The 22,157-nt window shown below is 73.2% G+C and carries 16 protein-coding genes; 10 read left to right on the forward strand and 6 right to left on the reverse strand.

Annotation, left to right across the window (positions count from 1 at the left end):
• Position 1 precedes the first annotated feature (1 nt).
• The 6 genes from I601_RS12735 (at position 2) to I601_RS12760 (ending at position 6,678) form a co-directional block, all read left to right on the forward strand.
• Positions 2–1,222: a polyamine ABC transporter substrate-binding protein gene (locus I601_RS12735; protein WP_068110285.1), complete on the forward strand. Its 1,221-nt coding sequence runs from the start codon at positions 2–4 to the stop codon at positions 1,220–1,222.
• Positions 1,222–2,418: an ABC transporter ATP-binding protein gene (locus I601_RS12740; RefSeq protein WP_237089398.1), complete on the forward strand. Its 1,197-nt coding sequence runs from the start codon at positions 1,222–1,224 to the stop codon at positions 2,416–2,418. Before I601_RS12735 ends, I601_RS12740 begins: the two co-directional genes overlap by 1 nt.
• A complete protein-coding gene (locus I601_RS12745; RefSeq protein WP_068110293.1) occupies positions 2,415–3,263 on the forward strand; it encodes an ABC transporter permease in 849 nt (282 codons plus the stop codon). The genes I601_RS12740 and I601_RS12745 overlap by 4 nt, the downstream gene beginning before the upstream one ends.
• On the forward strand, positions 3,260–4,156 hold the full coding sequence (locus I601_RS12750) for an ABC transporter permease subunit (RefSeq protein WP_237089399.1): 897 nt from the start codon (positions 3,260–3,262) through the stop codon (positions 4,154–4,156). Before I601_RS12745 ends, I601_RS12750 begins: the two co-directional genes overlap by 4 nt.
• Positions 4,153–5,565 carry an NAD(P)/FAD-dependent oxidoreductase gene (locus tag I601_RS12755; RefSeq protein ID WP_068110295.1) on the forward strand — a complete coding sequence of 471 codons (1,413 nt, stop codon included), beginning with the start codon at positions 4,153–4,155 and terminating at the stop codon, positions 5,563–5,565. The genes I601_RS12750 and I601_RS12755 overlap by 4 nt, the downstream gene beginning before the upstream one ends.
• Positions 5,566–5,730: 165 nt before the next feature.
• Positions 5,731–6,678: a type IV toxin-antitoxin system AbiEi family antitoxin domain-containing protein gene (locus I601_RS12760; protein ID WP_068110297.1), complete on the forward strand. Its 948-nt coding sequence runs from the start codon at positions 5,731–5,733 to the stop codon at positions 6,676–6,678.
• A 47-nt stretch (positions 6,679–6,725) separates the two neighbouring features.
• On the opposite strand, the gene I601_RS12765 is transcribed toward I601_RS12760, so the two are convergent.
• Positions 6,726–8,108, reverse strand: a complete 1,383-nt coding sequence (locus tag I601_RS12765; RefSeq protein WP_068110301.1) for an aspartate aminotransferase family protein — start codon at positions 8,106–8,108, stop codon at positions 6,726–6,728.
• Between the two features lie 116 nt (positions 8,109–8,224).
• On the opposite strand from I601_RS12765, the gene I601_RS12770 reads away from it, so the two are divergent.
• The 3 genes from I601_RS12770 to I601_RS12780 all read left to right on the forward strand — a co-directional run bounded on the left by I601_RS12770 (position 8,225) and on the right by I601_RS12780 (position 12,604).
• Positions 8,225–9,853: an amidohydrolase gene (locus tag I601_RS12770; RefSeq protein WP_068110304.1), complete on the forward strand. Its 1,629-nt coding sequence runs from the start codon at positions 8,225–8,227 to the stop codon at positions 9,851–9,853.
• Positions 9,854–9,954: 101 nt separating this feature from the next.
• Positions 9,955–11,394, forward strand: coding sequence for a gamma-aminobutyraldehyde dehydrogenase (locus tag I601_RS12775; RefSeq protein ID WP_068110307.1), 1,440 nt, complete (start codon positions 9,955–9,957; stop codon positions 11,392–11,394).
• Positions 11,395–11,407: 13 nt separating this feature from the next.
• Positions 11,408–12,604 (forward strand): saccharopine dehydrogenase family protein, encoded by a 1,197-nt coding sequence (locus tag I601_RS12780; protein WP_068110310.1) that lies wholly within the window; start codon positions 11,408–11,410, stop codon positions 12,602–12,604.
• Here the strand turns inward: I601_RS12780 and I601_RS12785 are convergent.
• The gene (locus I601_RS12785) at positions 12,591–14,414 is read right to left on the reverse strand and encodes an N-acyl-D-amino-acid deacylase family protein (RefSeq protein WP_068110312.1); all 1,824 of its coding nucleotides are present in this window, start codon (positions 14,412–14,414) and stop codon (positions 12,591–12,593) included. The genes I601_RS12780 and I601_RS12785 overlap by 14 nt on opposite strands.
• Before the next feature lie 106 nt (positions 14,415–14,520).
• Between I601_RS12785 and gabT the strand changes: the two genes are divergently transcribed.
• Positions 14,521–15,867, forward strand: coding sequence for a 4-aminobutyrate--2-oxoglutarate transaminase (gene gabT, locus I601_RS12790; RefSeq protein ID WP_068110315.1), 1,347 nt, complete (start codon positions 14,521–14,523; stop codon positions 15,865–15,867).
• Here the strand turns inward: gabT and I601_RS21890 are convergent.
• The 4 genes from I601_RS21890 to I601_RS12810 all read right to left on the reverse strand — a co-directional run bounded on the left by I601_RS21890 (position 15,857) and on the right by I601_RS12810 (position 22,121).
• A complete protein-coding gene (locus I601_RS21890; RefSeq protein ID WP_068110317.1) occupies positions 15,857–17,275 on the reverse strand; it encodes a polysaccharide deacetylase family protein in 1,419 nt (472 codons plus the stop codon). The genes gabT and I601_RS21890 overlap by 11 nt on opposite strands.
• A gap of 74 nt (positions 17,276–17,349) precedes the next feature.
• Positions 17,350–19,770 (reverse strand): TPM domain-containing protein, encoded by a 2,421-nt coding sequence (locus I601_RS12800; protein ID WP_068110320.1) that lies wholly within the window; start codon positions 19,768–19,770, stop codon positions 17,350–17,352.
• Positions 19,771–19,812: 42 nt separating this feature from the next.
• On the reverse strand, positions 19,813–20,880 hold the full coding sequence (locus tag I601_RS12805; protein WP_068110323.1) for a tetratricopeptide repeat protein: 1,068 nt from the start codon (positions 20,878–20,880) through the stop codon (positions 19,813–19,815).
• The gene (locus I601_RS12810; RefSeq protein WP_068110325.1) at positions 20,877–22,121 is read right to left on the reverse strand and encodes an ATP-binding protein; all 1,245 of its coding nucleotides are present in this window, start codon (positions 22,119–22,121) and stop codon (positions 20,877–20,879) included. The genes I601_RS12805 and I601_RS12810 overlap by 4 nt, the downstream gene beginning before the upstream one ends.
• Positions 22,122–22,157 lie beyond the last annotated feature (36 nt).

Here is a 22,157-nt window from a genome sequence, read left to right on the forward strand (position 1 = left end):
CATGTCCGTGGACCCCGCCCGTCTCGATGAGCTCACCCGCGCCGTGCGCGCCGCCGGAGGTCGCGGCGTCGGTCGCCGTTCGCTCCTGCGCGGGGCGTCGCTGTCGGCGCTCGCCCTGGGGGTGCCCGGTCTGCTCGCGGCCTGCGGCACCGACTCCCAGGTGCAGACCTCGGACTCCTGCACCTCCGAGGACCTGTCGGGCACCGAGAAGGCCCTGGTGTTCTCCAACTGGCCGGAGTACATCGACCGCAAGGGCAAGAAGATCCCCACGTTGGCGGAGTTCGAGACCACCAGCGGCATCTCGGTCACCTACAACACCGACATCAACGACAACACCGAGTTCTTCGGCAAGGTGAAGGACCAGCTCGGCGGCTGCGAGCCGGTCGGGCGCGACATCATCACGATGACAGACTGGATGGCGGCGCGGATGGTGGGCCTGGGCTGGGTGCAGGAGCTCGACAAGAGCGCGATGCCGAACGTCGAGGCCAACCTCAAGCCGGACCTCCGCTCGCCGACCTGGGACCCCGAGCGGGACTACAGCGTGCCGTGGCAGAGCGGCCTGACCGGCATCGCCTACAACGCCAAGTACACCGACGAGGTCGGCAGCTTCGAGGAGCTGATGACCCGCGGCGACCTCAAGGGCAAGATCAGCCTGCTCTCCGAGATGGGCGACACGATGCTCTTCATGCTGCTGCTCGAGGGCGCGAACCCCGAGGAGTTCACCTCCGAGGAGTGGTCCGGGGCCCTGGGCCGCCTCGAGGGGTACGTCGGCTCCGGCCAGGTCCGCCGCTTCACCGGCAACGACTACATCCGCGACCTCAACGCCGGCAACGTGGTGGCCTGCGAGGCCTGGTCCGGTGACGTGATCGCCATGCAGTACGACAACCCCGACATCAAGTGGGTGGTGCCCGAGGAGGGTCTGTCCCTGTGGTCGGACAACATGCTGGTGCCGAACCGAGCCGATCACAAGGCGAACGCCGAGGCGATGATGGACTTCTACTACCAGCCGGAGATCGCCGCGAAGCTGGCCGCCTGGGTGAACTACATCTGTCCGGTCGAAGGTGCCCAGCAGGCGATGGAGAAGGTCGACCCGTCCCTGGTCGACAACCCGCTGATCTTCCCAGGCGACGACTTCCTGGCGGGTGCCTACGGCTTCATGGAGCTCGACGAGTCGACTCGCCAGCAGTACGACAAGGACTTCGCCCGGGTGATCGGGGCCTGATGGCAACGCCCACGACCGTCCCGACCGGAGGCGCCATGTCCCAGGAGACCGCACCACCGCAGACCGGCGCCGACCTGGTGCTGCGCGGGCTGACCAAGAAGTTCGCGGGCTTCGTCGCCGTCGACGCGCTCGACCTGACGGTGCCGCAGGGCTCGTTCTTCGCGCTGCTCGGGCCCTCGGGCTGTGGCAAGACGACGACGTTGCGGATGGTGGCCGGGCTCGAGGAGCCCACGGGCGGCACCATCACCCTCGGCTCCGACGACATCACCCACCTCAAGCCCTACAAGCGCCCGGTCAACACGGTGTTCCAGAGCTACGCGCTCTTCCCGCACCTGACCATCGCCGCGAACGTCGCGTTCGGGCTGCGCCGGCGCGGGCGCAAGAAGGTGACCGAGGACGTCGAGCGGATGCTCGACCTGGTCGAGCTCACCGAGCTCGCGGACCGCCGCCCCGCCCAGCTCTCCGGTGGCCAGCAGCAGCGGGTCGCGCTCGCCCGGGCCCTGATCAACCAGCCGCAGGTGCTGCTGCTGGACGAGCCGCTCGGTGCCCTGGACCTCAAGCTGCGTCGGCAGATGCAGATCGAGCTCAAGCGCATCCAGACCGAGGTCGGCCTCACCTTCGTGCACGTCACCCACGACCAGGAGGAGGCCATGACCATGGCCGACACCGTCGCGGTGATGAACGCCGGCCACATCGAGCAGATGGGTCCCCCCGAGCTGCTCTACGAGAGCCCGGCGACCACGTTCGTGGCCAACTTCCTGGGTCAGTCCAACCTGGTCGCGGCCCGGGTCACCGGCACCGCACCGGGCGACGGCGACGGCGACCTCCTCCTCGACGTGCACGGCACCACGGTGCGCGCCGCCCGTTCGCGCGCCGTGGTCACCGAGGGCGACGTCTGGGTCGGCGTACGCCCCGAGAAGGTGGTGCTGACCCCGGTCGGCGGCACGACCTCGGGCCCGGAGGACAACTGCCTGCGCGACGGCGTCGTCAGCGACGTGAGCTTCGTGGGGGTCAGCACCCAGTACCTCGTGCGGATGCCCTGGGGCCAGGAGCTCACGGTCTTCTCGCAGAACACCGGCGCCCACGAACGCCTCCGCGGCGGGGACCCGGTGGACCTGCACTGGTCGGGCGCCCACACCTTCTGCCTCGATGCCTCGCAGGACGCGGCGGCGGGCGTGGAGCCGGAGGACCGGTGAGCACCCGGCGCGGACTGAGCGGCTACCTGCTCCTGCTGCCGGGCGGGGTCTGGCTGGCGCTGTTCTTCGTGGTGCCCACCGTGACCCTGGTGGCGACCAGCCTCTACGACCCCAGCGGGTCGTTGCAGCTGGGCTACCAGATGACCGGGCACGTGCAGAACTACGCCGACTCGCTGCAGGCCTACTCCCCGCAGCTGGTGCGCAGCTTCGTGTACGCCGGCACCGCCACGGTGGCCTGCATGCTCCTGGGCTTCCCGCTCGCCTACGCCATCGCGTTCAAGGCGGGCCGCTGGAAGAACCTGATGCTGGTGGCCGTGATCGCGCCGTTCTTCACCAGCTTCCTGGTGCGCACCCTGTCGTGGCAGTACATCCTGGGCGACAACGAGCCGCTCGTGTCGTTCCTGCGGACCATCCAGGTGCTCGGCCCGGAGGGACACCTGCTGGCCACGCCGTTCGCGGTGGTCACCGGCCTGACCTACAACTTCCTGCCGTTCATGGTGCTGCCGCTCTACGCGTCGCTGGAGAAGATCGACCACCGGGTCCTCGAGGCGGCCGCCGACCTCTACGCCTCTCCGTTCACCGCGTTCCGCACGGTGACGCTGCGACTGGCGATGCCCGGCCTGGTGGCCGGCACGCTGCTGACCTTCATCCCCTCGGCCGGTGACTACATCAACTCCGAGCTGCTGGGGAACCCCCGCACGCGGATGGTCGGCAACGAGATCCAGGACCTCTTCGCCGCCGGCGACTACCCCACGGCCTCGGCGCTGTCGGTCACCCTGATGGCCGCGATCGTGGTGCTGGTCTTCGTCTACGTACGCCGCGCCGGCACCGAGGAGCTGCTGTGAGCACCGCTGCCCCCACCTCTGGGCCCACCTCTGGGCCCACCTCTGGGCCCACCTCTGGTCCCTCCTCCACCCGAGCCGCGGCGCGGCGTCGGCGCGGACCGGTCCGTTGGCTGGCCGACCACCTGGTGCTGGTGCTCGGGCTGCTGGTGCTGCTCTACATGTCGGTGCCGGTGCTCGTGGTGATGCTGATGTCCTTCAACGACCCGGCGAGCCGCAACAGCTACAGCTTCGACGGCTTCACGACCGGCAACTGGACCGACATCTGCGGCCCCTACCAGCTGTGCGAGTCGCTGGTCAGGAGCCTGCAGATCGGGCTGCTGGCGACCGCGGCGGCGACCCTGCTCGGGACCCTGATGGCCTTCGCGATGGTCCGGCACCGCTTCCGTGGGCGGAGCGCTGCGAACCTGCTCATCTTCCTGCCGATGGCCACGCCCGAGGTCGTGATGGGCTCCTCGCTGCTGGCGCTGTTCGTCAACGCCGGGGCGGCCGGGTTCCTCGGCTTCTGGACCATCTGGATCGCCCACGTGCTGTTCTGCCTGTCCTTCGTGGTGGTCACGGTCAAGGCACGCCTCGCCGGCCTGGACCCGCGCCTGGAGCAGGCGGCGATGGACCTCTACGCCAACGAGTGGCAGACGTTCTGGCGGGTCAGCTTCCCGCTGGTCTTCCCCGGCATCCTCGCGGCCGCGCTGCTGTCGTTCTCGTTGTCCTTCGACGACTTCATCATCACCAACCTCAACGCCGGCCAGGAGGTCACCTTCCCGATGTTCGTCTGGGGTGCTGCGCAGCGGGGCATCCCGCCGCAGATCAACGTGGTGGGCACGATCATGTTCCTGGTCGCGATGACGGTCGTCCTCGTCGGCGAGCTCGGCAGCAGGCGCCGGGCCGGTCGGTGACCTCGGCCGCCGCCGGGGCCCTGCGCGACGCGGCCCCACGGACCTTCTGGCTCGACGACCCGGAGCGCCCCGCACCGCTGCCGGCGCTCGTCGGCGCGGCGAGCGCCGACCTCGTGGTCGTCGGCGGCGGGTACACCGGGCTGTGGACCGCTCTGCTCGCACGTGAGCGTGACCCGTCCGCGTCCGTGCTGGTGCTCGAGGCGGGGGAGTGCGGGGGTCAGGCGAGCGGGCGCAACGGCGGGTTCGCCTCGGCCAGCCTCACCCACGGGTTCGGCAACGGGCTCGAGCGCTGGCCCGAGGAGCTGGCCCTGCTCGACCGGCTCGGCGCCGACAACCTCGCCGAGATCGGCGCCACCGTCGCCCGGCTCGGGATCGACTGCGACTGGCAGGAGACCGGCGAGCTGACGGTCGCCACGCGGCCCCACCACGTGGCCGAGCTGCAGGAGCTGGGCACGGTGCTGGCCGAGCACGGCAGCGGGGCGACCTGGCTGGACGCCGCCGAGGCGCAGGCGCAGGTCGCGTCACCGACGTACCTCGGGGCGTTGAGCGAGCCGGACGGCACGGCGCTCCTCGAGCCCGCGCGGCTGGCCTGGGGCCTGCGGCGCGCGTGCCTCGAGGCCGGCGTGGTCGTGCACGAGCAGACGCGGGCGGTCGGTCTGGAGCGGGCCGGGGCCGGGGTCGAGCTGACGACGCTCGGACCCGGGGGGCCCGGACGGGTGCGCGCGGGCCGGGTCGCGCTGGCCACCAACGCGTTCCCGCCGCTGCTGCGCCGGCTGCGGCTGATGACCGTGCCCGTCTACGACCACGTGCTGATGACCGAGCCGCTGAGTGCCGAGCAGAAGGCGGCGATCGGGTGGGAGGGGCGGCAGGGTGTCGGTGACGCCTCGAACCTGTTCCACTACTACCGCCTGACCCGCGACGACCGGATCCTGTGGGGCGGCTACGACGCGGTCTACCACTGGGGCAGTCGCATCGACGCCTCGCTCGAGCAGCGCGAGCGCACCCACCGGATGCTGGCCCAGCACTTCCTCAAGACGTTCCCGCAGCTCGCCGGCATCCGGTTCACGCACCGGTGGGGCGGGGTGATCGACACCTGCACCCGCTTCTCGGCGTTCTTCGGAACGGCGCTCGCGGGGCGGGTCGGCTACGCCCTGGGCTACACCGGCCTCGGGGTCGCCGCGTCGCGCTTCGGCGCCCAGGTGGTGCTCGACCTCCTCGACGGCGCCGACACCGAGCGCACCCGCCTGCGGATGGTCCGCGAGCAGCCGTTGCCCTTCCCGCCCGAGCCGCTGCGCTCGGTCGGCATCAACCTGACCCGCTGGTCCCTCGAGCGGGCCGACCGCTCCGCCGGCCACCGGAACCTGTGGCTGCGCGGCCTCGACGCCGCCGGCCTCGGCTTCGACTCCTGACCACCCGCGACCCGGCCCAGATATCCCGCCCACCCGGCCCAGATATCGCCGCGAGTCGGCCCGGATGTCGCCGCGAGTCGGCCCGGATGTCGCGGTCGGTCCGGGTTGTCCACAGGCTGCCGGAACACCCTGGCGCGGGGACACCGGTGAGCGCACGCTGTCGGCATGGCACAGATCTTCGACCTCGGGCACTCGTTGCCGCTGGACCGACCCTTCACCACCGCTGAGGCGCGCGATCTCGGACTGAGCGACCGTCGCCTGCGGCGCATGGTGGCGCACGGCTGGCTGCGGAGGCCGGCCCACGGCGTGTACGTCGTCAGCAGCCTCGAGGACACGCTCGAGCTGCGGTGCGCCGTGCTGGCGCTCGTCGTCCCGAGCGATGCGTTCATCTGCGACCACACCGCGGCGTGGCTCCATGCCGGCGACCGTGCGCTGGCACCCAACGACCACCTCTCGACGCCGGAGATCGCCTGCTTCCGGCCCAGCGAGGTCGGGCGGCTGAAACGGGGCACCGTGCGCAGCGGTGAGCGCGCAGTCCAGGACAGCGACCTGGTGCAGGTCCACGGCCTGGTCGTCACCACACCGCTGCGCACCGCTCTCGACCTCGGACGGCTGCCGCGGTCCCACGACGCGCGGCTGCACGGGATGGACACCATGCTCTCGCTCCAGGTCTTCACCCACGACGAGCTGCTGGAGGCCGTCCCGCGCTTCGCCGGCCAGCGCGGGGTGGTGCCGCTGCGGGTGCTGGCACCGCTCGCCGACGGTGGTGCGGAGTCCTTCGGCGAGTCCGCCCTGCGCCTGCGCTGGCACCAGGCCGGGCTCCCGCGCCCGGTCACGCAGCTCGAGGTCGCTCGGGGCGGAGCGTCGTACTTCCTCGACATGGGCCTGGTCGAGGAGCGCGTGGGCGGGGAGTACGACGGCGAGGAGTTCCACTCCTCCGTCGAGCAGGTCGAGCACGACCGGGACCGCAGGTCCTGGCTGCAGCGGGAGGCCTGGACCATCGAGGTCTTCCGCAGGTCCAGCGTCTTCGGCAGCCAGCAGGACGCGGAGCGACGGCTCCGGGCGCTGTGGCAGAGCGTCCGGGGATCGCGTCGGCGTCGCCGGTACCTGTAGGTGTCACTCTGAGCCGACTCGGCGCGACATCTGGGCCGGGTCGCGAGTCAGATGAGGGTGCCGGCCTTGTCGAGGACGACGCGCAGGATCTGCTCCATCTCCTCGAAGTGGGACGGCTCGCAGATCAGGGGAGGGGCGAGCTGGACGACCGGGTCGCCGCGGTCGTCGGCGCGGCAGTAGAGGCCCTCGGCGAAGAGCTGCTTGGAGACGAAGCCGAAGAGCAGGCGCTCGCACTCCTCGTGGGTGAAGGACTCCTTGGTGGCCTTGTCCTTGACGAGCTCGATGCCGTAGAAGAACCCGTCGCCGCGGACGTCGCCGACGATCGGCAGGTCCTTGAGCCGCTCGAGGGTGGCGCGGAAGCCGCTCTCGTGCTCCCGCACGTGCTCCAGGACGCGCTCCTCCTCGAAGATCTGCAGGTTCTTCAGCCCCACGGCGGTGGAGACCGGGTGGCCGCCGAAGGTGTAACCGTGCGCGAAGGACGTGTCGCCGTGCAGGAACGGCTCCATCAGCCGGTCGGTCGCGATCATGGCGCCGAGGGGCGAGTAGCCCGAGGTGAGGCCCTTGGCGCAGGTGATCATGTCGGGCTGGTAGTCGTAGCGCTGCGCGCCGAACATGTGGCCGAGCCGGCCGAAGGCGCAGATCACCTCGTCGGAGACCAGCAGCACGTCGTGCTCGTCGCAGATCTCGCGGACCCGCTGGAAGTAGCCCGGGGGCGGGGGGAAGCAGCCGCCCGCGTTCTGCACGGGCTCGAGGAAGACTGCGGCCACGGTGTCGGCGCCCTCGTTCTCGATGGCGATGCCGATCTGGTCGGCGGCCCAGCGTCCGAAGGCCTCGGGGTCGCTGCCGTCGAGGAAGCCACCGGTCATCTCGTCGGCACGGTAGGCGTTGGTGTTCGGCACCCGGAAGGTCGAGGGCACCAGGGGTTCGAACTGCGCCTTGAGCCCGGGCAGGCCGGTGATGGACAGCGCTCCCTGGGTGGTGCCGTGGTAGGCGATCGCCCTGCTGATCACCTTGTGCTTCATCGGCTTGCCGGTGAGCTTGAAGTAGTTCTTCGCCAGCTTCCAGGCCGTCTCGACCGCCTCGCCGCCACCGCTGGTGAAGAACACCCGGTTCAGGTCACCGGGGGCGTTGGTCGCGATCTTCTCGGCCAGCTCGATGGCGCTGGGGTGCGCGTAGGACCACAGCGGGTGGAAGGCCAGCTCGGCGGCCTGCTTGGCGGCCGTCTCGGCGAGGTCGGTGCGTCCGTGACCGAGCTGGCTGACGAAGAGACCGGCCAGGCCGTCGAGGTAGCGACGTCCCTTCGCGTCCCAGATGTAGGCGCCCTCGCCCTTGACGATGATGGGGACGTCGGACTCCTCGTACTGCCCGTGGCGGGTGAAGTGCATCCACAGGTGGTCCTTGGCGGCCCGTTGCAGGTGGTCGTAGTCCATGGAGCCATGGTGCGCCGAGACAGGACACTTCTGCAAGTGAATCCGTGGTGATTTCGCGCCATCGACACGGAATCCGTCGCGTACAAGCGGAAACGCTGGTCTGATAGAAAGCCACCATGCCTGCCACCGTCTTCCGCAACGGCACCCTCTTCGACGGGCACCGGTACGCCGGCCCCGGCGAGCTGCTCGTCCGCGACGGGCTGGTCGCCGCCGTGGCCACCGGCGGCGAGCACCTCGAGGCGACCCAGGGCGCCCAGGAGGTCGACCTGGCCGGGGGACTGCTGGCGCCCGGCTTCGTCGACGCGCACGTGCACGCCGTCCAGGGCGGGCTGGAGCGCACCCGGTGCGACCTCTCCGGGCTGGCGACCCGTGAGGAGTACCTGGCCGAGGTCCGTCGCTACGCCGATGCCCACCCCGAGCGGCCCTGGATCCTCGGCGGCGGCTGGGCGATGGCGGCCTTCCCGGGCGGCACCCCGCTGGCCGCCGACCTCGACGCCGTCGTGCCGGACCGCCCCCTCCTGCTGCCCAACCGCGACCACCACGGCGCCTGGGTCAACACCCGTGCGCTCGAGCTCGCCGGCATCACCCGGCACACCCCCGACCCTCCGCACGGCCACCTGGAGCGCGACGCCGACGGTCACCCGACCGGCACCCTCCACGAGGGCGCGATGGAGCTGGTGTCGCGGCTGCTGCCCGCGGTCACCGAGGCCGAGCTGGACGCGGGCCTCGCGGCCGGCCAGGCCTACCTGCACGCGTGCGGGATCACCGGCTGGCAGGACGCGATCATCGGCGCCTACGCGGGCATGGACGACCCCGGGCCGACGTACCGCCGCGCCGCCGAGCGCGGAACCCTGACCGGGCACGTGGTGGGTGCGCTGTGGTGGGACCGCGGCCGCGGCGCCGAGCAGCTGCCCGACCTCGTGGCCCGGCGCCAGGACTACACGCTGGGCCGGTTCCGGGCCACGAGCGTCAAGATCATGCAGGACGGGGTCGCCGAGAACGGCACGGCCGCGCTGGGGGCGCCGTACCTCGACCGGTGCGGGCACGCCACGGGCAACACCGGCCACTCGTTCCTGCCGCCCGCCGCCCTGGCGGAGGCGGTCGCCGCCCTGAGCCAGGCGCGCTTCCAGGTCCACGTGCACGCGATCGGGGACCGCGGGGTGCGCGAGACGCTCGACGCGTTCGAGGCGGCCGGCCCGGACATGCGCGACCTGCGCCACCACGTCGCCCACCTGCAGCTCGTGCACCCCGACGACCTGGCCAGGTTCGCCACGCTCGGCGTCGCGGCCAACATCCAGGCGCTGTGGGCCTGTCTCGACGAGCAGATGGTCGACCTGACGCTGCCCTTCCTGGGGCCCGAGCGGGCGACCTGGCAGTACCCCTTCGGTGGCCTGCACCGCGCCGGGGCCCGGCTCGTGGCCGGCAGCGACTGGCCGGTCTCCACCCCCGACCCGCTGGCCGCGCTGCACGTGGCGGTCAACCGGCGGGCCCACGACGAACCCGGTCGGGCCGGGGCGGAGCCGTTCCTGCCCGAGCAGGCGCTCGACCTCACGACCGCGATGGCCGCAGCGACGTCGGGCAGTGCGTGGGTGAACCACCGCGACGACGCCGGGGTGCTGCGTCCCGGGGCGGTGGGCGACCTCGTGGTCCTCGACCGGGACCCGTTCACAGGTCGGGCCGACGAGATCGGGGCGACCGGCGTGGCCAGCACCTGGGTGGAGGGGCGCCCCGTCCACCAAGCCTGAGCACGGAGCGTTTCGCGCCTCCAGGAGTCCCAGGCGACGGAATCGGTTTCCATCCGTGCTCGGGACTACCGAATCCGCACCGGTGTCACTAGGGTCACGCCATGGCGGACACCACTTTCCAGAACGTGATCAACGGCCGGCTCGTCGACAGCGCCTCGGGTGCGACGTACGACGTCATCGATCCGACGACCGGCGAGGTCTACGCCCAGGCACCGGCCTCCGGCGCCGAGGACGTCGACCGCGCGTACGCCGCCGCTGACGCCGCGTTCGAGGGATGGGGCTGGGGCAGCACCCCCCAGGACCGGGCCCGGGCGCTGCTGCGGATCGCGGACGCGATCGAGGACCGCGTCGAGGAGATCAACGCGGTGGAGTGCCGCGACACCGGCAAGCCGCTCGGGCTGACCATGGCCGAGGAGATGCCCTACGCCAGCGACCACTTCCGGTTCTTCGCCGGCGCGGCGCGGCTGCTCGAGGGGCGCTCGGCGGGGGAGTACATGGCCGAGCACACCTCGTGGGTGCGGCGCGAGCCGATCGGGGTCGTGGGGCAGGTCACGCCCTGGAACTACCCGCTGCTGATGATGATCTGGAAGATCGCCCCGGCGCTGGCCGCCGGCAACACCGTGGTGCTCAAGCCCAGCGACACCACGCCGGCCTCCTCGACCCTGCTGGCCCAGATCTGCCAGGAGTTCCTGCCGCCGGGCGTGCTCAACGTGGTGTGCGGCGACCGCGACACCGGTCGGGCGCTGGTCGCGCACCCGACCCCGCAGATGGTGGCCATCACCGGCTCGGTGCGGGCGGGCATGGAGGTCGCCGGCACCGCGGCCGCCGACGTGAAGAAGGTGCACCTCGAGCTGGGCGGCAAGGCCCCGGTGATCGTCTTCGACGACGCCGACATCGCCAAGGCCGCCGAGGGCATCGCCGGCGCGGGTCTCTTCAACGCCGGGCAGGACTGCACCGCAGCCACCCGGGTCCTGGTCGCGCCGGGCGTCCACGACGAGTTCGTGGCAGCGCTGGCCGAGGCCGCCCGGGGGATGCCGACCGGCAGGCCCGACGTCGAGGGCGTCTACTACGGCCCTCTCAACAACGCGCACCAGCTGGAGCACGTGAGCGGGATGGTCGACCGGCTCCCGGACCACGCCCGGATCGACACCGGCGGCACCCGCCAGGGCAGCGCCGGCTACTTCTACGAGCCGACCGTCCTCTCGGGCCTGCGCCAGGACGACGAGCAGGTGCAGACCGAGATCTTCGGTCCGGTGATGACGGTGCAGAGGTTCACCGACGAGGCCGAGGCCCTGCGCTGGGCCAACGACGTGCAGTACGGCCTGGCCTCCAGCGTCTGGACCAGCGACCACGCCCGGGCGATGCGGGTCTCGCGGCGCCTCGACTTCGGGGCCGTGTGGATCAACACCCACATCCCGTTCGTCTCCGAGATGCCGCACGGCGGGTTCAAGCACTCGGGCTACGGCAAGGACCTGTCGATGTACGGGCTCGAGGACTACACGCGGATCAAGCACGTCATGTCCTACATCGGGCAGGAGTAGAACGGTGAGTAGCATGCGGATCCTGCTGGTCGGTGCCGGCGGCGTCGGGGCGGCCTTCGCCGCGATCGCCGCCCGCCGCGACTTCTTCGAGACGATCGTGGTCGCCGACCACGTCCTGGCCAGCGCCGAGCGCGCGGCCGCCGTCGACGAGCGGTACGCCGCCGCCCGCGTCGACGCCTCCGACGCGGGATCGGTCGCCGCACTGTGCCGCGAGCACGCCATCACCCACGTGATGAACGCGGTCGACCCGCGCTTCGTGATGTCGATCTTCACCGGGGCCGGCGAGGCCGGGGCGCACTACCTCGACATGGCGATGTCGCTCTCGCGCCCGCACCCGGAGGCGCCGTACGAGAAGACTGGCGTGAAGCTCGGTGACGAGCAGTTCGCGGTCGCCGGGGACTGGGAGTCGGCCGGTCGGCTCGCGCTGGTCGGGATCGGGGTGGAGCCGGGGCTCTCCGACGTGCTGGCCCGCTACGCCGCCGACCACCTCTTCTCCGAGATCGACGAGCTCGGGGTGCGCGACGGGGCGAACCTGACGGTGCAGGGCTACGACTTCGCGCCGTCGTTCTCCATCTGGACCACCATCGAGGAGTGCCTCAACCCGCCGGTGATCTGGGAGGACGGCGCCTGGCGGACCACGGCGCCGTTCTCGGAGCCGGAGGTCTTCGACTTCCCTGAGGGCATCGGCCCCGTCGAGTGCGTCAACGTCGAGCACGAGGAGGTGCTCCTGATGCCGCGCTGGATCGAGACCCGGCGCGCCACCTTCAAGTACGGCCTCGGCAACGAGTTCATCGAGGTGCTCAAGACCCTGCACAAGCTCGGCCTGGACCGCACCGACCCGGTGCGCGTCACGGGGGGCGAGGTCAGCCCGCGCGACGTGGTCGCGGCGGTGCTGCCGAACCCCGCCGAGCTCGGTCCGCTGATGAGCGGCAAGACGTGCGCAGGGGTGTGGGTCACCGGTCGCGGCAAGGACGGCGAGCCGCGCTCGACCTACCTGTACCACGTCGTCGACAACGCCTGGTCGATGCAGGAGTACGGGCACCAGTGCGTGGTGTGGCAGACCGCCGTCAACCCGGTGGTGGCCCTGGAGCTCCTCGCCACCGGGGTCTGGACCGGCGCCGGCGTGCTCGGCCCGGAGGCCTTCGACGCGGTGCCGTTCCTGGACCTGCTCACCGACTACGGCAGCCCCTGGGGCATCAAGGAGATGTGAGGAGGCCCGCCTCGGCAGTGCGGGGCAGCGGCGCACGGTCGGTGCGCCCGGCCCGCAGGAAGCGACCGGTGCGCTCGCGCTGGACGACGTCGGTGGGTGCGCCCTCGCGGTAGACCACGCGTCCGCCGACCATCACCAGCGGCACGGTCGCGTCGTTGCGGTTGACCATCCGCGAGAGGCCGTCGTACTGCTCGACGGGGGCCTCGGCGTACGCCTCCAGGGTGTCGTCGAGGCGTGCGGGGTCGAGGACCAGCAGGTCGGCTCGGTCACCGACGCGCAGGTGGCCCGCATCGATGTCGTACCAGTCGGCCAGCTCGCCGGTCAGGCGGTGCACGGCCTGCTCGACCGTCAGGAAGGGCCGCCCGGCCCGGTCGGCGTCGCGCACGTGCTTGAGCAGCCGGAGCCCGAAGTTGTAGAAGGACATGTTGCGCAGGTGCGCACCCGCGTCCGAGAAGCCCATCTGGACGCCGGGGGACTGGGCCATCCGGCGCAGCACCCGGGGACGGTGGTTGGAGATCGTGGTCCGCCAGCGGATCGCCGTGCCGTGCTCGAGGACGAGGTCGAGGAACGCGTCGACGGGGTGCACACCACCGCGCTCGACGCCGACCTGGCCGAAGGACTTGCCCACCACGTCCTCGTCGGGACAGGCGACGATCTCGGCGTCGAAGAAGTCGCGGTGCCACACGCGGGGTCCGTACTTCGAGTCGTAGTCCTTGCGGAAGCGTCGGCGGTAGTCCTCGTCGCGCAGCAGCTCGTTGCGGGCGACCTCCTCGGCCAGGTGCAGCGCGGCCGCGCCGGAGCCGAGCTCCTCGAAGATCACCAGGTCGATGCCGTCGGCGTACACCTCGAAGGGGACCGGCAGGTGCTGCCAGCGGAAGTCGGCGCCGGCCCGGTTGACCGCCCCGGACAGTCCGCGCATCAGGTGGATGATGAACGGGATCGCCTTGATGTCGGCGGCCGAGAGCAGGCTGGTCTTCAGCGCCGGACGACCGCGTCCGCCGCGGCCCCAGCCGATCGAGTGCAACGCCTGGAGCAGGATCGTGTGCGGGTGCGACGCGTCCGGACCCGCCTGCAGGGCCCGGCCGCGGCGACGCAGGATCTCGCGCAGGCCGCGCATCTCACGCCGATCGGCGTACGTCGAGGGCAGCGTGCGGGAGCGGCAGGTGTCGCCGTCGAGCTTGTCGAAGAGCAGCTGCTGGGCCGACATGCCGACGAAGCCGGCGTCGAGCGCCTCGGTGAGCAGCCGTTCCATCCGCGCCTGCTCGGGGCGGCTGGGTCGGACCTCGGGGCGGGTGGCCCGGTCCAGCCCCATGGTGGCGGTGCGGATGTCGGAGTGGCCGATGAACGCGGCCAGGTTGGGCCCCAGTGGACGGTCCTCGAGCGCGGCGACGTACCCCTCGGCGTCGGACCACGTCCTGGCCGCGTCGACGGAGCGGATCACGTGGCGACGGGGGATCGCCTCGACCCGGCCGAACAGGTCGCCGGCGTCGACCGGGTCCACGTGCACCGTGGACAGCGAGCACGAGCCGATCAGGATGGTGGTCACCCCGTGCCGCAGCGACTCGGGCAGGTGCGGGTCGTCGAGGACCTCGACGTCGTAGTGGGTGTGGATGTCGACCATCCCAGGCAGCACCCAGCGTCCGGCCGCGTCGACGACCTCGGGGCAGCCGCGCTCGTCCAGCGGCTCCTCGGAGACCGCGACGACGACGCCGTCGCGGATGCCGAGGTGTCGCACCGCGGAGGGGGCGCCGGTGCCGTCGAACCAGCGGCCGCCGCGGACGATGGCGTCGTACGTCGGGAAGTCCGTCATGTCCGAATGGTCGGGGGTCCCGCCGGGGACGTCAACGGGCGCGACGAAACAGGACAGGCGGTCCAGAGGTCTCGCCCTGGCGCGCCGCGTCTCCTAGGCTGGGCCCATGACCAGCACCTCATCCTCCGGCGGCCCCTCGTTGCCGCAGGTCCGCCGCCTCGTGACCGACATCCCCGGACCTCTTTCGGTCAAGCACCTCGAACGCAAGAAGTCCTTCGTCGCCGACGGTGTCGGCACCGCGCTGCCGGTCTTCGTCACCGCCGCGGGCGGCGGGGTGATCGTCGACGTCGACGGCAACTCCCTGATCGACCTCGGCTCGGGCATCGCGGTGACCTCGGTCGGCAACGCGGCGCCCGCCGTCGTGCGCAACGTGCACGCCCAGGTCGACGCCTTCACCCACACCTGCTTCATGGTCACGCCCTACGAGGGGTACGTCGACGTCTGCGAGGCGCTGGCGCGACTCACCCCGGGTGAGCACGCGAAGAAGTCGGCACTGTTCAACTCCGGTGCGGAGGCGGTCGAGAACGCCGTCAAGATCGCCCGGGTGGCCACTGGCAAGGACGCGGTCGCGGTCTTCGACCACGCCTACCACGGCCGGACCAACCTCACGATGGCGATGACGTCGAAGAACATGCCCTACAAGCACGGCTTCGGCCCGTTCGCCGGCGAGGTCTACCGCGCCCCGATGTCCTACCCGCTGCGCGACGGCCTGAGCGGTCCGGAGGCCGCGGCGCGGGCGATCGACGTGCTCGACAAGCAGGTCGGCGCGACCAACCTCGCCTGCGTCGTCATCGAGCCGGTGCTGGGCGAGGGCGGCTTCGTCGTGCCCGCCTCCGGCTTCCTGCCCGCGCTGCGCGAGTGGTGCACCGCCAACGACGTGCTGCTGGTCGCCGACGAGATCCAGACCGGCTTCTGCCGCACCGGCGCCTGGTTCGCCTGCGACGACGAGGGCGTGGTGCCCGACCTGGTCACCAGCGCCAAGGGCATGGCCGGCGGGCTCCCGCTCGCGGCCGTGACCGGTCGCGCCGAGCTGATGGACGCCGTGCACGCCGGTGGGCTGGGCGGCACCTACGGCGGCAACCCGATCGCCTGCGCCGCCGCGCTGGGCGCCATCGAGGAGATGGAGGGCAACGACCTGGCCGCCCGGGCCCGCGAGATCGAGGCGCTCGTGCGCCGCCGCCTCGAGGCGCTCGCGGCGGAGCACCCGGTTGTCGCCGAGGTCCGCGGGCGCGGCGCGATGATGGCCATGGAGCTGTGCGCGCCGGGCACCACGACCCCCGACCCGGCGCGCGCCGCGGCAGCGTCGGCGTACTGCCATGCGCACGGGGTGGTGACCCTGACCTGCGGCACCTGGGGCAACGTCTTCCGGTTCCTGCCCCCGCTGACGATCTCCGACGAGCTGCTCGAGGAGGCCTTCGACGTCGTGGCGGAGGCGTTCGCGGCTACCGCCTAGGTGTCGGCGCGGGCGGCTCCTCGGGGGGCGGCTCGGGGGCCGGCTCGGGGGCCGGCGGGTGGATCGTCACCAGGGCGTCGGGTCGGGCCGGACGGACGTTCCGGGCGGCGCTGAGGCGCAGGAGGAACGTCTCCACCTCCTCGTCGGGCGGTCCGGGCAGCACCGTCACCGGCACGACGACCGTGCGCCGGCCAGGTGCGAGGCGCACCGTCCGGCTCACCTCCTCGAGGTCGTCGGGGCCGGCGCTGAGCAGCACCGTGGTCACCTGCACCCGCACCCGACGGGCGCTGGGCACGGCCAGGCGGAGCCGCACCTCGACGACGACGGGGTCGGTCTCCGACGCGGTGACCTCCGCGTCGAGCGCCGTCAGGCGGGGGGCCGGGTCCCGGTCGCGGATCGCCATCGTGGCCCGGTGCGGTCCCAGGACCAGGCCCACCGGCCGGTCGAGCCGGACCTCGATCCGCTCCGTCGGCTCGTCCAGCCGGTCCCGCAGGATCGCCAACGGCACCCGCACCTGCTGCACCCCGGCCGGCACGGTGACCAGCTCGGGCGGGCGCTGCACGTCGACCCCGGGCGCGGCGCTGCCGGCGTGCAGCCGCAGCCGCAGCGTCGTCGCCCGGGCGGTCGGCCGGTCCAGGGTCACCACGGCCGCGGCGGGCCGGCCCTCGGCCGCGCCGCGGCGGGGGGTGCGCAGCGCCAGGCTGGCGCGGGGCGTGGGGAAGCCGGGGCGGCCCTGCTCGTCGAGCGCCACGAAGCAGTAGCCGCGACGCCGGGCCTCGGCGACGATGCGCGGCACCGCGTTCACCGAGGCGGGGGAGTTGCCGACGCCGTCGTGCTGCAGGACCACGTTGCTCCGTCCCGGCCGCAGGCCGGCCAGCACCCGCGACGCGATCGCCTGGGCGCTCAGCCCGGTCCAGTCGCGGGAGTCGACGTCCCACATCGTCGTCACCCCGCCGGTCGACCTGATGGCGGCACGGACCCGGTCGTCGACGGCGCCGTACGGCGGTCGCACCAGGCCGGTCGGGACCAGGCCGGCCTGTCGCAGCCGGCGGTCGGTGGCCCGCAGTGTCGCGCGCACCTGCTCGGAGGTCTGTGAGGTCATCCGCTGGTGCGCCCAGCTGTGGTTGGCGACGAGGTGGCCGGCCGCCGCGACCTGCTGGGCGACCCGGGGTGCGGCGTCGACGCGCGTCCCGACCATGAAGAACGTCGCCGGAACCCCGGCCTTCGCCAGCAGCCCCAGGAGGCGGGGTGTCGACGTGGTGGAGGGCCCGTCGTCGAAGGTCAGCGAGACCTGCCCCGACGAGCACGCGCCCCGCGCCGCGGTCGGGTCGGCCGCCAGCGCCGGGAGCGGCGGGAGCGGCGCGAGCAGGACGGCGGCGAGGGCGAGGGCGACGGCCGGGCGGGTCACGGCTCCACTGTGCGCGCACCCAGGGCCGCGGGAGGCCCCTAGCGCGGAGTCGTCGAGCTGGTCTGGTCCAGGGGTCAGAAGCCGCCCGAGCCCCCGCCACCGCCTCCGCGACCACCGCCGAAGCCGCCGGATCCGCCGCCGCCGAAGCCCCCGCCTCGTCCGCCACCGAAACCCCCGGAGCCGCCGCCACCGAAGCCCGAGCCGCCGGAACCCGAGCCGCCGAAGCCACCGAAGCCCGAGCCACCGGAGTGGCGGGACCTCGACGCCGCCGCGGCGGCCGCCGCGGCGGCGCGGCGCTGGGCGTCCTCGTGCTGGCGGACCGCGTCCCGGGCCTCGTCGACCGCCCGCCGGGCGAGGGCCTCGGCCTCCCGGGCGTGCTCGAGGCGCTCCTCGAGGACAGCGATCCCGACGCCGGAGGCGGCGTGCGCCAGCCCGAGGCGCCGCTCGGCCTCGCGGCAGGTCTCGCGGGAGCGGCCACCGGCGTGGCTCCGGCCGGTCTCGACACGGGCGTCGTCCACCGCGGAGTCGGCGTGGGTCAGTGCCTGCACGGCAGCGTCGTACGTCGCCACCACGGTGTCGGCGAGCCGGCGGTCCAGCGTGACCGCGTCGACCAGCAGGCCCAGGTCGGCGGCGGCGCCCACCAGGCGAGGGCGCCGCTCGTCGAGCCGGTCGGCGACCGAGGCCCGGGCCCGGTCGTGGGCGTCGAGGTCGGGGGAGGGGACCAGGTGGGCCAGGGCGTCGGCCCGGGCCCGGACGAGTCCGCGCAGCGCGTCGAGCGCGTGCGTGGCGGCGTCGAGGCGGTGCGGGAGCGTCGAGCGCAGCTCCGCGAGCGAGGCCCGGCGGCGGTCGGGCTCGGCCACGGCCGTGGTCGCCGTGACCAGCAGGGCGGCGACGCGGTCACCGGTGCGGTCGGCCTCGTCGAAGCGCTGCTCGTCCATGGACGCCTGCCCGCGCATCCGCGCCAGGTCGGTGCCGACCGTGGCCAGCGCCCGGTCCGCGGCGTCCAGACCGTCCCCGAGGCCGTCGACGCACTCCGCCGCGTAGCCCTCGGTGAGCCGGGCCAGCTGGTCACGTGCCTCGGGCAGCCGGGCACCCAGCACGGCGGCCTCCTGCGAGAGCGTGTCGTGGCGCGTCCCCAGGGCGCGGTGCCGCTCCGGCAGCCCGTCGAGGGCCGCACCGGCACCGGTCGCCGTGAGCAGCGCCGCGTCGGCCTGGTCGTGGGCCTGGCCCCAGCGGTGCGCACGCAACCGGTCCTCGGCGGCCAGCAGGGCGGGCCCGACGCCGTCGAGGAGCTCGATCACCGCGTCGACGCGGAAGCCCTCGGCACGCCGGGTGAGCGCCACCGACCGGGCCCGGAGCACCTCGGTGCGGGCCTGCTCGACCAGCCCCGGCACGGCGTCGCGGCGGTCCTCGAGGTCGTCAACGGCGGCCGAGACCACCTCGAACTCCGTGTGGACGCTCTCGAGCTGCGCGGTGAGCTCGTCCAGCCGCGTCACCGCCTCTCGCGCGGCGTCGGCGTCCAGGCGCGCGATCGCCTCGGGACGGTGGGTGCTGTTCAGCTCCAGCTGGCGGTTCGTGGCGGCGGCGTACGTCGCCGACACCGCTGCCCAAGCCTCGCGGACGGAGACGAAGGCCGGGTCGTCGACGCCGGGCAGGGCGTCGACGCGGGCCCGGAGCAGCTCCAGGTCCTCCTCGGTGCCCAGGAACGCATCGCCCGCCCGGCCGCCGGCCGCGAGCGCTGCCGCCCGCGCCTCGGCCCGGGTCCGCCGCCGCCGGTGCAGCACGAGCCCGCCGTATCCGGCGCCGCCGAGCGCCGGGACCGCCAGGACGGCCAGCACCACGCCCGGAGAGGCGGTCGAGCCGGGGTCGGCGGCGCCGCTCGGCTCCTCGGGGGGCACCCCGTTCCCGCTGCCGCTCCCGGTGCCCCTCCCGGTGCCGCCACCACCGCGCCCGTCCTTGACCAGGACGGTGCGGTAGCCGTCGAGACCGGCCACCACCCCACCGGTGAAGTCGCCGGTCCGCATCCGCGGGCCCATCAGCTCGGTGCGGGTGCGGCCCTGGGCACGGTCGAGCGCCCGGGTGCCGAGCCCGTCGAAGTAGGACCCGATCAGCCGGTCGTCGACGCTGACGGCGACCACGACGAGCGTGGCGGCGTCGCTGCGACCGAAGCCCCACGAGTCGCAGGCCCGCTTGCGCTGCTCGGCGTACCTGTCGAGGTCGCGTCCAGGCACGGTGTCGACCGTGATCACCCGCACCACCGCCCCGTCGCGGGCCCGGGCGAGCCGCGCGGCAGCCTGCTCCACGACCGGGTCGTCCAGGACGTCCGCACCGTCGTCGACGACGCCGCGGCAGGTGGTCGGGCCCTCCGGGCCCACGGCTGTCGCCGTCGCGGCCGGGCCCAGCAGCGCGAGGCCCGCGGCGGCGAGCGCACCGGCGAGCAGGACGAGCGAGCCGGACCGGCCGACGACGGCGTCGGGTCCCCGAGTGACATCCACGGGAGCAGGGTAAAGCCCCGGCGCTGGCGCAGGCGTCCGCCGCTACCGCGCGCGGCGGGACCGAGGTCGGACGAGGCCCAGCACGACCCGGACGAACCAGGCGACGGCGACGACCAGCAGGGACAGTCGCAGGAGGACCAGCACCGTGATGCCGGTGCCGGCCGCGACGTCGGCCGGGGCGAAGGCCAGCACCACCAGCACCGGCAGCGCCAGGGCCAGCAGCACCAGCGCGAGGCGTGCGTAGCCGGTGGACCCACGGGCCACCCGGCCGACCCAGCCGCCCGGCCCGCGGGGCAGGTCGCGCAGGAACGACCGCGTCACCAGCGCCACACCGACCAGGAGCGCGGCGCCGGTGAGCGCGCGCAGCGACCAGGAGGCTCCGTTGCCCAGCTCGACGCCGAGGACGAGCGCCGCGACGGCGGCCACCCCCAGCAGCCGGAGGGCGAAGCGCGTCGCCACGACAGCCAGGAGCCGGTGCAGCGCAGCCTCGCCCGGGTGCTCGGCGAGGGCGGCGGTGAGCCGCCGGGCGCCGCGTCGCAGCCGGCCTCCCTCGGCGTCGAGCCCCGCGAGGTTCGCGCCGGCCAGCACGTGCTGGGGGTCCAGGCGCAGCGCCTCCTCGAAGGCGGTCCTGGCCTCGTCGGGGTGCATCATCGCGTCGAGGCACACCCCGGCCAGGTTGTGCAGGCTCGGCTCGTGCGGAGCGGTCCGCAGGCCACGGTTCACGCAGTCCAGCGCCTCGGCCGGCAGGGGCCGCGGGCCCGTCAGCAGGGCGCGGGCCCTGGCGTAGTGGCTCGTCCAGCTGTCCGGGTGCAGCGCCAGCGCCCGGTCGGCCGCCCCGAGCGCCGACGTGGGGTCATCGGCCCGGGTGCTCACGTCCACCAGGGTCAGCACCGCGGAGTAGTGCTCGGGGTCCAGCCGCAGGGCTGCCCGCACGACCCGCCCGCCCTCGTCGTGCCGGTCCTGGTCCATGAGGGCGCGCGCCAGCAGCACGAGGGCGTCGACGTCCTCCGGCTCCTGGCCGAGGTGCGTGCGGACCACGGCCTCCGCCTCGGCCGGGCGACGCAGGTCGAGGAGGTGTTGCGCCCGCGAGCGGACCTGCTCCCGGCTCACCGCCGCCCGCGCTTGCGCAGGTAGCGGGCCAGCTCGTCGTACTGCCCGTCGTTGTTGGCGAAGAGGGCCACGTTGCGCGCCGTCTCGAGCCACGGGTCGATGGAGGGGCGCACCTCCTCCAGTGCGGTGGTGAGGTCGGACATCCGGATCATCCGCGTCGTCCCCGACCGCACCGAGTCCATCAGCGCCACCTCGGCGGCTGACTCGCACAGGTGCGCCAGGTCGGCCCCGCTGAGGCCGTCGGTGCGCTTGGCGAGCGCCGACAGGTCGATGTTCTCGATCGGTCGTCCGCGCAGGTGGGTGCGCAGGATCGCCTCGCGTGCGGGCCGGTCGGGCGGCAGCACGAGCAGGGTGCGGTCGAGCCGACCCGGCCGGCGCAGGGCGGCGTCGACGTCCCACGGGTGGTTCGTGGCGGCCAGCACGAAGACGCCCTCGTTGTCGCGCCCGATGCCGTCGAGCTCGGTGAGCAGCTGGTTCACGGTGGTGCGCATCCCGCTGTTGCGGCTCAGCGAGCGCTTCTGCCCCAGGGCGTCGAGCTCGTCCAGGAACAGCACGCACGGGGCGGACTCGCGGGCCACCGCGAACAGCTCGGCGATGTTGCGCTCGCTGGAGCCGACGTACATGTCGAGGACGTCGGCCAGGGCGACGTGCAGGAACGCCGCCCCCAGCTCGCCCGCGACCGCCTTGGCCAGGTAGGTCTTGCCGCACCCCGGAGGGCCGTAGAGCAGCAAGCCGCCCCGCAGGGACTTGCCGTAGAGCCGGCGCAGCTCGGGGTTGCGCAGCGGCGCCAGGAAGCTCGCCTCCAGGCGCTCCTTGACCTTCTCCAGCCCGCCGACGTCGGCGAGGCGGACGACACCGCGCTCCACGTCGAAGGCCCGCTCCTGCGGGACGGGTGCGTCGCCGACGTACATCGGCGGGGCCAGGTCGCCGACCTCCTGCTCCGCGCGGGACCAGTCGAACCCCCCGCCCGAGCCGGCAGCGTCCTCTGCAGCGTCGTCCTCGGCCGGGGGCGGCTCCGCGGGCGCCTCGCCGGTGCCGGTGTCCTCGTCCAGCGCGTCGGCGAGCACCCTGCGGGCCGCGACGGAGGCGGGGTCGGCCGCCAGCGCGGTGGCGGCGTGCCGCAAGGCCTCCTCGCGGCGCCCGGCCGCCAGCAGGAGCTCGGCGAGGTGCACCCGGAGCACGGGGTCGTCGGGGGCCGCCCCGACCGCGCTCTCGAGGCTGGCGATGATCCGGTCGTCCATGGTGGTCGGCCCTTCCGAGTGGCTGCCGGCAGCGTA

It is taken from the genome of Nocardioides dokdonensis FR1436, from assembly GCF_001653335.1.
In the GTDB taxonomy this organism is placed as follows: domain Bacteria; phylum Actinomycetota; class Actinomycetes; order Propionibacteriales; family Nocardioidaceae; genus Nocardioides; species Nocardioides dokdonensis.